This window comes from Actinacidiphila sp. bgisy167, from assembly GCF_965342175.1.
Lineage (GTDB): Bacteria > Actinomycetota > Actinomycetes > Streptomycetales > Streptomycetaceae > Actinacidiphila.
This window is the reverse complement of record NZ_CBDRBL010000131.1, coordinates 1-10551: the sequence shown is the minus strand read 5'-3', so window position 1 is coordinate 10551 and position 10551 is coordinate 1. Positions and strand designations below refer to the sequence as shown.

8 protein-coding genes and 1 pseudogene are annotated in these 10551 nt (G+C 71.9%); 6 read left to right on the top strand and 3 right to left on the bottom strand.

All coding sequences use genetic code 11. The features are described 5' to 3' along the window. Positions 1-77: 77 nt before the first annotated feature. A complete protein-coding gene (locus tag ACRWND_RS29415; RefSeq protein WP_431954785.1) occupies positions 78-1022 on the bottom strand; it encodes a D-2-hydroxyacid dehydrogenase family protein in 945 nt (314 codons plus the stop codon). A gap of 379 nt (positions 1023-1401) precedes the next feature. Here ACRWND_RS29415 and ACRWND_RS29410 point away from each other — a divergent pair, with 379 nt between their 5' ends. From ACRWND_RS29410 to ACRWND_RS29400, 3 genes are all read left to right on the top strand, one after another. After that, the gene (locus tag ACRWND_RS29410) at positions 1402-1842 is read left to right on the top strand and encodes an RrF2 family transcriptional regulator (RefSeq protein WP_431954783.1); all 441 of its coding nucleotides are present in this window, start codon (positions 1402-1404) and stop codon (positions 1840-1842) included. A gap of 113 nt (positions 1843-1955) precedes the next feature. Then, a complete protein-coding gene (locus ACRWND_RS29405; RefSeq protein ID WP_431954781.1) occupies positions 1956-3158 on the top strand; it encodes a globin domain-containing protein in 1203 nt (400 codons plus the stop codon). A 17-nt stretch (positions 3159-3175) separates the two neighbouring features. Then, positions 3176-3718: an NUDIX domain-containing protein gene (locus ACRWND_RS29400; protein WP_431954779.1), complete on the top strand. Its 543-nt coding sequence runs from the start codon at positions 3176-3178 to the stop codon at positions 3716-3718. 22 nt (positions 3719-3740) lie between these two features. On the opposite strand, the gene ACRWND_RS29395 is transcribed toward ACRWND_RS29400, so the two are convergent. Continuing rightward, positions 3741-4652 (bottom strand): class I SAM-dependent methyltransferase, encoded by a 912-nt coding sequence (locus ACRWND_RS29395; protein WP_431954777.1) that lies wholly within the window; start codon positions 4650-4652, stop codon positions 3741-3743. Positions 4653-5952: 1300 nt separating this feature from the next. Between ACRWND_RS29395 and ACRWND_RS29390 the strand changes: the two genes are divergently transcribed. After that, positions 5953-8643 (top strand): PQQ-binding-like beta-propeller repeat protein, encoded by a 2691-nt coding sequence (locus tag ACRWND_RS29390; RefSeq protein WP_431954775.1) that lies wholly within the window; start codon positions 5953-5955, stop codon positions 8641-8643. A 194-nt stretch (positions 8644-8837) separates the two neighbouring features. Here the strand turns inward: ACRWND_RS29390 and ACRWND_RS29385 are convergent, their stop codons facing one another. Next, positions 8838-9770, bottom strand: a complete 933-nt coding sequence (locus ACRWND_RS29385) for a helix-turn-helix domain-containing protein (protein ID WP_431954773.1) — start codon at positions 9768-9770, stop codon at positions 8838-8840. Between the two features lie 257 nt (positions 9771-10027). On the opposite strand from ACRWND_RS29385, the gene ACRWND_RS29380 reads away from it, so the two are divergent. Next, positions 10028-10264, top strand: coding sequence for a hypothetical protein (locus ACRWND_RS29380; RefSeq protein ID WP_431954771.1), 237 nt, complete (start codon positions 10028-10030; stop codon positions 10262-10264). Continuing rightward, positions 10248-10459 (top strand): annotated as a pseudogene (locus ACRWND_RS29375) (MbtH family protein). The gene ACRWND_RS29380 and the pseudogene ACRWND_RS29375 overlap by 17 nt, the downstream one beginning before the upstream one ends. The last annotated feature ends 92 nt before the right edge of the window (positions 10460-10551 follow it).

Genomic DNA, 10551 nt, shown 5'->3' with positions numbered 1-10551 from the left:
CCCCCCCCCCCCCCCCCCCCCCCCGGGCCGGGCCGGTCCGGCCGCCGGGTCGGTACGGCGGGAAACCAGCCGGCCGCTCAGGCCGTGAGCACCCGCAGCGGAGCGCCGTCGCGGAAGGCCTCGATGTCCTCCACCGCCTGCCGGTAGAAGACCTCGTAGGTCGCCTCCGTGACGTAGCCCAGGTGCGGGGTGAGCAGGGTGCCCGGCAGGGTCCGCAGGACGTCCCCTGCGGGCAGCGGCTCGGTGTCGTAGACGTCCAGCGCCGCACCGGCGATCCGGCGCTCCCGCAGCGCCGCGACCAGTGCCGCGGTGTCGACGAGCGGTCCGCGCGCGGTGTTGACCAGCAGCGCCGTCGGCCGCATCCAGCCCAACTCCTCGGCGCCGACCAGACCGGTGCTGCGCGCGCTGAGTTTGTAGTGCACGGTGACGATGTCGGACGTGGAGAACAGCTCCCGTTTGCCCACCGCCCGCACCCCGCACGCGGCGGCGTGCTCCGGGTCGAGGTTGGCACTCCAGGCCTGGACGTCCATCCCGAAGGCGGTGCCGATCGCCGCGACCCGGGTCCCCAGCCGGCCCAGCCCCACCACGCCGAGCGTCCGGCCGTGCAGGTCGCCGCCGATCGTGTGCTGCCACTCCCCGCGGCGCATCCCCTTCGCCTCCTCGGGGATGTGCCGGACCAGCGACAGGATGAGCCCCCAGGTCAGCTCGGCCGTGGCGTGCGGGACGCTCTGCGTGCCGCACACGGTGACACCGTGCCGGCGGGCGGCGTGCAGGTCCACGGACGCGTTCGCCATCCCCGTGGTCACCAGCAACCGCAGCGCCGGCAGCGCCGCGAAGCGCTCCTCGGTGAACGGGGTGCGCTCGCGCATGGCGACCACCACGTCGAAGCCGTCCAGCGCCTCGGCCAGCTCGGCCGTGCCCGCGAGGTGGTGGTGAAGGAAGACCACCTCCGCGCCCAGCGCCTCCCAGTCGGCGAAGCGGTGCGCCGCCTTCTGATAGTCGTCCAGGACGGCGATGCGCATCGTGCGGTCTCCTCGGCTCGGTCGGGCGAACGGGTGTGGGGCGTCCGTCGGCCTGCCCCGACCACCCTAGTATCCGCGCGGGACCCGGCCGGAACCGAACGCCGGGCGGGCGCCCGGTCCGGACAGCACCGCACGAGTCTGCCGCGCCGGTCGGTCCCCACGAGAGGCGGGACGAGCACGACGCCGGCGGCCGGTGATCCTCCGGCCGGGAACCTCCGCCGCCCTCGACGGTGCGCCACCACCGGCACGCGACGCCGCCGTCGACTGCCGGCGGTCCCGTGGACCCGCTGCCCGGACGGCGCCACGGAGCACGTGTGACGTGGAGCGCACACCTCCCGCTTAACTTGAATCTGCGATTCGCATTATCTAGCCTCAAGGCATGCGCCTGACGAAGTCCACCGACCTCGCGCTCCGTGCCGTGATGGCCCTCGCCGTGAAGGACGAGCCGTCCACCGCCCGGGACGTGGCCGAGGCGATACGGGTCCCGTACTCGCACCTGGCCAAGGTCGTGGCCCGGCTGCAGCGCCTGGGGGTCGTCGAGACCCGCCGCGGGCGCGGCGGTGGCCTGCAGCTCACCGCCGCCGGGCGGGCGGCCTCGGTCGGCCGCCTGGTGCGGGAGCTGGAGGGGGTCGGCGACGTCGTCGACTGCGAGGGTGAGACGCCCTGCCCGCTCGCCGGCGCCTGCCGGCTCCGCGGCGCCCTGCGCCGGGCGCAGGAGGCCTTCTACGCCTCCCTGGACCCGCTGAGCGTCGCCGACCTGACCGCCGCGCCCACGGGGCCCGTCCTCGTGGGGCTGGTCGGGTCCGGTCCGCGGGTCTGAACTCGACGACCCGGTTTCCTCCCCCCTTTCCGTCCGTGCCGAGCCCCTCGGCGAGGCATGCCTCCGCACGTCCTTGAATGCGACTTTCAGTATCCAATTAAAAGGAGCCGTCCATGCTCAGCGAGAAGTCCGCGGTGACCGTCCGCGCCACCCTGCCCGCCGTCGGCGGCGCGATCTCCGAGATCACCGCGCTCTTCTACGACCGGCTGTTCACCGCCCACCCCGAGCTGCTGCGTGACCTGTTCAACCGCGGAAACCAGGCCGCCGGCACCCAGCGCGAGGCCCTGGCCGGGGCTTTCGCCCACTTTGCCACCGCCCTGGTCGAACACCCAGGACAGCGTCCTGACGCGATGCTCGCCCGCATCGCCCACAAGCACGCTTCGCTCGGCATCAGCCCCGGCCAGTACCGCATCGTGCGCGAGCACCTCTTCGCCGCCATCGCCGACGTGCTGGGCGGCGCCGTCACCGAGGAGGTCGCCGCCGCCTGGGACGAGGTCTTCTGGCTGATGGCGAACGCCCTCATCGCCATCGAGCAGCGGCTCCACGCCGAGCGCGGCGTCCTGGCCGGGGACACCTGGCGTCTCTGGGAGGTCGCCGCGAAGGTGCGCGAGACCGAGGACGTCGTCTCCTTCCGGCTCCGCCCCGCGGACGGCCGGCCGCTGCCCGACTTCGGCCCCGGCCAGTACGTCTCGGTGCGCGTCGAACTCCCCGACGGCGCCCGGCAGATCCGCCAGTACAGCCTCTCCGGCGCCCCCGGCGACACCACGCGCAGGATCACCGTCAAGCGCGAGCGCGGCCTCGCCGGGAACCCGGACGGCGAGGTCTCGGCCCACCTCCACGACCACGTGGGCGAGGGCGCCCGCGTGGAGCTGTCGGCCCCCTACGGCGACGTCGTCCTCGCCGACGGCGGCGGACCCCTGCTGCTCGCCTCCGCCGGCATCGGCTGCACCCCGATGCTCGCCATGCTGCACCGGCTCGCCGGAGACGGCTACGCAGGGGCCGTGACCGTCGTCCACGGCGACCGCACGCCCGGGCACCACGCCCACGCCGCCGACCAGCGTGCCCTGGCCGAGAAGCTGCCCAGGGGCAGCGCCCACTTCTGGTACGAGGACCCGGGCACCGACGCGGCCCCGGGCGACCGCGCCGGCCGGGTCGACCTGTCCGGCGTCGACCTGCCCGAGGGACTGCGGGCCTACCTCTGCGGCCCCCTGCCCTTCATGCGCGCCGTGCGCGCCCAGCTCCTCGAGCGCGGTGTGCCCGCCTCCGCGGTCCACTACGAGGTCTTCGGCCCCGATCTGTGGCTGGCCCGCGACTGACCGGCCACACTGGTCGGATGGCGGGCAAGGCGGTCAGGCGCAGCGCGGGGATCCTGCTCTTCCGCGGCGCGTCGAGCGGTGCGCCCGAGGTGCTGCTGGCCCACATGGGCGGTCCGTTCTGGTCGACCAGGGACGCCGGGGCGTGGACGATCCCCAAGGGCGAGTACGAGCCCGACGAGACCGCCGAGGCGGCCGCCCGGCGCGAGTTCCTGGAGGAACTGGGCCTGCCGGTGCCCGAGGGCGAGCTGCTGCCGCTCGGCGAGAACCGGCAGCCCAACGGGAAGATCGTGACCGTCTGGGCCGTGGAGGGGGATCTCGACACCGGCCTCGTGGTCCCCGGGACCTTCTCCATGGAGTGGCCCCGGGGCTCCGGCCGGATCCGGGAGTTCCCCGAGGTGGACCGGGCCTCGTGGTTCCCGCTCGGCCCGGCCGCCCACGAGAAGATCCTCACAGGGCAGCGGACTTTCCTGGACCGGCTGCGCCGGATGCTCGACGGGGGCGGTGCCGGCGGTGCTCGTGGTGGTGCGGGCGGAGCGGGCCGGGAGGCCGGCGAGCCGTAGAACGACGCGGCCGCAGCCGCGTTCATCCGACCGGGTCCGGCCGGAAGCCTCCCGGGAGTGGTGCCTGCACCGGCCGGTCGGGCAGGCGGCGGGCCCTGACGAGCTGCTGGACGACCGGGGTGCCCTCGTCCGGGTGGTGCATCAGGTCGACGGCCTCGACGTGGAAGCCGTGCTCGGTGAGCAGCTCCTCCCAAGCCCGCGGTGCCAGCACCCACATCCGGGTCGACAGGGGAGGATCGTCGCGCAGCAGGATCACCTGCTCGCGTGGTGCGACTTCCGTGGACGGCCCGCGGCCGTGCAGGTCGGTGTGCAGGAGCGAGAGCACGAGCGGCGCACCGGAGCGCAGACCGTCGCGCAGCGCGGGCAGCACGCGTCGCGGATCGATGAACGCGAGGCTGCCAACGGCGTAGGCCGCGTCGAATGGCTCGGCCTCGGCGAGGTACGCGACCACGTCCCCGTGGACGAAAGCCACGCCCGGGACAGCCGCGTGCGCGGAGGCGGCGCGTGAGTGCTGCGTCGGGGAGCGTTCGATCCCGGTGACGAGAGCGCCGTGGACCCGCGCGAGATGGACGGCGTGGTGTCCCGCACCGGAGCCTATGTCCAGGACGCGCCGGCCGGTGACGTCGCCGAGGACTTCGGCCCCCGGTCCCACCCCCGCCCAGGGCGACCAGCCGAGGTGATCGGGGACGGGCGGCACGTACGCGCGCGCGAGCTGGCGCGCGCCGTAGACGGTCCAGGCGCGGGTGTTGATGTCCTCGACGGACATGGTGCCTCCTTCGGGGCCGGCGCCGGTTCCGCACCCCACGTCGAGGGCTCGCCTCCCGGCAGCGGGCGGCTGCAGCGTGGAGAGGAGCGAGCGTCCGGCGTCGGTGAGGGGTTGGTGGCGGTGGCCTCGGGCGTCGTCGCGGTCCCCTTCGTCCTGTGTGGTGAACATGCGGGGAGAGATACCCCTTTCGGCGGCGGCGCAAGGGGCGCACGGCCGTCCGTCCTGACGCGCGAGGTCGCTGACGGCCTCGACTGCGGGGCGCGCGTCCTCGTCATCGTGGGGCCACGCCCAGCGCGCGCGACCCCGCGCCCACGACCCCACGGGCAGGCCCTCCTCGTGCCCCCGGCGCACGACCCCGCACGCAGGCCCTCCTCGTGCCCCCCGCTCCCGCTCCCCGCGACGCGCCCCACGACATGCTCGCTGCCCCGCCGCCACCGACGGCGGGCCGACCGGGCACGTGATCCCGTACTGGCGTCCGGGTGCTGGAAGTTCAGCGCCAGGTGCATGAATGTCCGTGCCATGCCCACCTGGGACCCCGGAGAGGCGCGCGGTGTGTGCGCTTGTCCCGGCTGCGTACCGCATCCGGGTCCGCGACTGACGGGCCTCGCCCTTTGTGCCGGCGGTGGTTCACGCACCGTGACGCCGAACGTGGACAACGCCGGGAGACAGTGCATGACCGAAGTGCGGGCTTGCCTGTGTGCGGGGGAATTCCCACGATGGACGCTGTTCCGCCGGGCCGTCTTCTGCGCCGGGTGAGTTCCCTGAACCCCGTCAACCAGTAGGCGAAGAGCCAATTCGGCACGACATCGTCCCCGCTGTCCTCGGTACGGCTCAGGAGAGCTGCCGTGCGTACCGTCCGGCGTCAGGACGGATGCGCGGCTCTGCGGTCGCCCATGCCGGTGGGGTGCGGCGGCGGGTGCCCGTACGGGCCGCTTTTCGGTGCGGGGTCGCGGTGGCTCTCTTGCGGCGGACACCGTTCACTCGCTGACGTGCTGGTCGCGAGGTGACGCGCCCGCGGATACGGCGGTGCCGCGCCGGAACACGATCCCGGACGCACTTCTCGTGCGACGACGGCATGTTCCGGATGGCCCACCGCTCGCTTTTTCCTTTCTCGTTCAGGGCGACCCGATGGGCGGCCGTCAGTCCGGTTTTCCAAGTGCCGGGGAGGCCGCATGAGATGGCGTCGCGCCTTCCCCCATGGCAACCTCGGCGTGGCCGCGCCGATGGAAAAAGAAAGCCCGTGCCTTTCCGTTCCGTGCGCCTGAGAACCGTCTGCGGAGTTCTCCGCGAACGACGGCGCGCATCGCGCTCCCGATGAGCCGGCGTCCGAATGAGCGCCTCGGAGGCCGTCGTGACGAGGCCGTCCGGCCCCGCGGGTTTCCCTATGCTCTCGATCCCAAGATCAGCAAGGACCGGGAGGTACTTCCTCATGTCCCAACCCCGCATATCCCACGCAGGGCGAGGGCGGGTGCGTGCTGTGGTCGCCGGGCTGGCGATGGCGGGGCTCACGATGGCCCTGCCCGCCACCGCCGCGGCGGCCGCACCGTCCGCCACCGCCACCGCCACCGCCGCGGCCACCGCCACCGCGGCCCCGGTCGCGGCGACGGCCTCGGTGTCCGACTGGCCGTACGCCGGTGGCAGCCTCGGTGACACCCACAACGCCGCCGCCGAGCGCACCATTGGCCCTGACAACGTTGCCAACCTCAAGACCAAGTGGACCTTCACCGCAGGGGACAGCGTCTCGGCCACGCCGACCGTCGTGGATGGCTACGTCTACGCACCGGACTGGGCGGGCAACCTCCACAAGGTGCAGGCGACGACCGGCCAGAAGATCTGGAGCCACCGGATCAGCGAGTACACCGGGATCGCCGGCGACATCTCGCGGCTCAGCCCCGCGTACTGGAACGGCGAGATCGTCACCGGGAGCGGCGAACAGCGCAGCGACAGCACGGAGGGCGCGTTCCTCTTCGGGCTCGACGCCCTGACCGGCGCCAGGATCTGGAAGACCCAGATCGACGCGGACCCGACCGCCATCGTGACGTCGTCACCCGTCGTCGCCGACGGCGTCGTCTTCGTGGGCGTGTCGTCGAAGGCCGAGAAGTACGCCCCGCCGTACACCTTCCGCGGCAGTGTCGTCGCCCTCGACGCCGTCACCGGCGAGAAGCTCTGGAAGACCTATGTGGTCCCGCAGGGCTACACGGGCGGCGCGGTGTGGGGCAGCAGCCCGGCGGTCGACCCGAAGACGGGGCTGGTGTACGTCGGAACGGGAAACAACTACACCGTGCCACCCGGCGTCTGCACCTCTCCCGACGAGACCGACTGCGATCCCGGTGCGCCTGACAACTACCAGGACTCCGTCGTCGCCTTCGACATGCACACCGGCAAGATCGTCTGGGCCACCAAGACCCTGACGGCCGACACCTGGACCGTCGGCCAGCGGTTCGGGGACGACTTCGACTTCGGTTCCGGCCCCAACCTCTTCACCGCCACCGTCGACGGCAAGGCCACCGACCTGCTCGGCATCGGCCAGAAGAGCGGCGTCTACTGGACGCTCGACCCGGCGACCGGGAAGATCGTATGGGCCACCGCGGTCGGCCCGGGCGGCAACCTCGGCGGTCTGCAGTGGGGTTCGGCGGTCGACGGCAAGCGCATCTACGTCGCCAACACCAACACCAACCACCTGTCGGTCACCCTCACGTCCGCGACCGGGCAGAAGTCGACCACCACGGGTGGTTTCTGGGCCGCGCTCGAACCGGCCACCGGAAAGATCCTGTGGGAGACCGCGACGCCCGATGCGGCGTCCCCCATGTCCTTCGTGTCCAGCGCGAACGGCGTCGTCTACGGCGGGTCCACCAACCCCGCCGGCAACAACATGTACGCCCTCGACGCCGCGACCGGCGTCATCAAGTGGGGCTTCCCCAGCGGGGGCGCCGTCCTCGGCGGCGCGTCGATCGTGGACGGCTCGGTGTACTGGGGCTCCGGGTACCACACCCAGAACCTCGGCCCGTTCTTCCCGTCCAAGGGCGACAACGACAAGCTCTACGCCTTCTCCCTGCCGCAGACCCTCCCGCAGACGGTCTACGCCTCCCCGACCGCTGCCGCCTCCGCGGCGGACACCAGCTGCAGCACCCCCGCCTTCCGCACGATCAACGCGGCGATCAAGGGGGTGGCCGCCGGCGGCAGGGTCGTCGTCTGCGACGGCACGTTCCAGGAGAAGGTCGCCGTCACCAAGCCGCTGGCTCTCGAGGCCCGCTCGAACGTCACCATCGACGCGTCCGGCCTGCTCAACGGCATCGAGATCAGCGCGCCCGACGTCACGGTGACCGGGTTCACCGTGAAGAACGCCGTCGGCGAGGGGATCCTCGTCAACAGCGTGAAGAACGTGACCATCGCGAACGTCATCGTCTCGGACAACAACACCGGTACGGGCCCGAGCGCCGTCGCCAACTCCTATGCTCCTTGCCGGCCGACGCAGGGCAGGCCCGGCGACTGCGGCGGAGGCATCCACCTGCTCGGCAGCTCCGGCGTGACCGTGCTGGCCGGCACCGTCAGCGGCAACGGTGCCGGGATCGTCATCAGCGACGAGACCGGTCCCGCGTCGGGCAGCACCTTCAGCAACAACTCCGTGCACGGCAACGCCTCGGGATCCGGCTTCACCCTGGTCTCCCGCAACGGCGCGGCGGCGCCCGGCGGTGTGCGCGCCCCCGGCGCGGGCGGCGTCTTCGGCAACAAGATCACCGGCAACAATGTGTTCGACAACGGACGTGAGGCCGGTGGTGGAGGCGTCACCCTGGCGTCGGCCGTGGCCGGCGGCGCGGTCTACGGTAACACCGTGCAGAGCAACGTGATGACCGGCAACGGCTGGGCGGCGGTGACCGTGCACGGCGGCGTGCCCGGCCTGGACCTGGGCGGCAACGTCGTCAGCGACAACCAGATCGGCACCAACAACACCGTCGGGGACACCGAGACGGGCACCGCCGGCGATCTGCAGACCACGGGCATCCTGGTCAGCGTCGTGGACCCGATGTCCCTCAAGGTCACCGGAAACACGATCGCCGGCAACGTCTTCGGCATCTGGACGCACGGCCCCGTCACGGCGTCCGACGCCGCCGGGGCCAACCACTTCAGCAACGTCACCACTCCTGTGTCCGCCCACTGACGAGCTGGCGTCCCCGGCCCGGCGCCGTCCCGGCGTGCCGGGGGAAGAACACTCCGCCGTGTCCTGCCGCAGAACCGTCCGGCAGGGCACGGCGGCCGTGTCGATCAAGCCCTGGCGAGCGCCCCGGCACGCCCTCGGACGAGGGTGTGCCGGGGCGCCGAGGCGTGCCGGGGCGCCGAGGAGTCCCCGGCGCGTCAGCGCCCGAGCGAGCTCGGCGTCTCGCCGAAGTGCCGCTTGAACGCCCTGCTGAAGTGACTCACATCGGCGAAGTGCCAGCGAGCGGCCACAGCGGAGACGGTGTGCCCCTCGCCCGACGCCGCGAGTTCCTCGCGCGCTCGCTCCAGGCGGCGCCGTCGCACAAATGCCATCAGCGATTCTTCGGCGTCGGCGAACGCCCTGTGCAACGTGCGAACGGAGACCGACAGGGCCTTCGCTATCTCGGACGGCGACAGACGAGGGTCCAGGAGGCGGGCCTCCGCGCAGTCGCGGGCCGCTGTGCGCAGGGACGGGCGGAAGGTCGAGTCGGCCGACACCCCGCGGCTCATGAGCGCACCGGCCAGCAGATGCAGTACGGACTGATGAGCGGCGCTTACGCCCGCCGGACTCAGATCGCCGCGTGTCTCGCGGACCAGACGCAGCTGTCCCAGCAGCAGCCGCGCTTCGGGTGTGTTCTGCGACATGAGGGTGAGCCTCGGCACCCGACCGCGTCCTGCGGCGGACAGTGCCTCGGACGGCAGAAGCAGGACCCGGGCCCGTGTGCCGGGCCGGTAGGAGAACTCCCTCGGCACCCGTGCGTCCCGTACGCACAGGGTGCCCGGTGGGACCTGCAAGCTGCGACCGCCCTCGGTGAGGCTCATCCCGCCGCTGCGCACGACGTGCACCACCGTGTATCGCTCCGTGGCCCGCTTCATGCCGATGACGCCTTCCACCGCGTCGCCGTACTGGTCGCTGACCGAGATATCCCCGATCGTGGAGGATTCCATCCAGCACCGGTAATGACCGGCCGTGTACTGCTTTGGAACCCGAAGCGAGTGCACATGCCAAGGACGGGCGCGATTCAGGTGTCGCCATTGTTGCCGCACGAATTCATCGCGTTGCTCGTGCGCCAGTGCGACCTGGATGCGCATTCTTGGTGCACGGGAATGCTGCGGAGATCCGGCATCCGAGCCTGGGACAGTCACGCCGGAAGTGTATACGGGATCTCGAACGCGGTGTCGGCCGGTAGGGAGGCCACAGCTCACGGCACTGCTTCACCTCCGTTTCTGGGCGGCGGCACCCCGCGGCCATGTGGATCCTGCGCGGGCGGATGTGCACGCGCGCACGCCGGCGTCGGGCGGCTCGTATGGCATGCGCAGCGTCGGATCCGGACAATCCGATCTGCAACATGGGCGAATACATCGAGATTCGCGGGAAGGAGGACGCGGGAACGTTCGAGGCGGCCGTGCGACGCGTCGACTCGGAAGCCGGGATTTCAGCGCCGACTGGCTGCGTGAAACAGCGGCAGAGGGCGGTGAACCGCTCGGCCGGGCTGGTGCCGAGCGACCACTGCACCCGGTTTCCCGCACAGGTGCTTCTGCCTTCAAGAGGCAGACAGGTGAGGGATGATGACAAGTCCTTTTGAGGACTTGAACGCCGACTACCTCGTCCTGAAGAACGAGGAAGGCCAGTTCTCGCTCTGGCCCAGGTTCGTCGACGTGCCGGACGGACGGAGTCGGTCTTCGGGGAGGCTCCGCGTCAGGCACGCCTCGACTTCGTCGAGGCGAACTGGACCGACATGCGCCCCGAGAGCCTGATGGACGCCATGAACGCCGACTGAGCGGGGTCGGGGGCGGAGGTCGGTACGGCAGCGCCGGCCGGCGGGCGGGTCACGCCTCGCGGGCCGGCGCCGCTTCGGGCAGCGCGTGCTAG

Coding starts and splice junctions, on each gene's coding strand:
- ACRWND_RS29380 (WP_431954771.1), top strand. CDS start 10,028: ATGGGCGAATACATCGAGATTCGCGGGAAGGAGGACGCGGGAACGTTC.
- ACRWND_RS29385 (WP_431954773.1), bottom strand. CDS start 9,770: ATGCGCATCCAGGTCGCACTGGCGCACGAGCAACGCGATGAATTCGTG.
- ACRWND_RS29405 (WP_431954781.1), top strand. CDS start 1,956: ATGCTCAGCGAGAAGTCCGCGGTGACCGTCCGCGCCACCCTGCCCGCC.
- ACRWND_RS29410 (WP_431954783.1), top strand. CDS start 1,402: ATGCGCCTGACGAAGTCCACCGACCTCGCGCTCCGTGCCGTGATGGCC.
- ACRWND_RS29415 (WP_431954785.1), bottom strand. CDS start 1,022: ATGCGCATCGCCGTCCTGGACGACTATCAGAAGGCGGCGCACCGCTTC.
- ACRWND_RS29400 (WP_431954779.1), top strand. CDS start 3,176: ATGGCGGGCAAGGCGGTCAGGCGCAGCGCGGGGATCCTGCTCTTCCGC.
- ACRWND_RS29395 (WP_431954777.1), bottom strand. CDS start 4,652: ATGTTCACCACACAGGACGAAGGGGACCGCGACGACGCCCGAGGCCAC.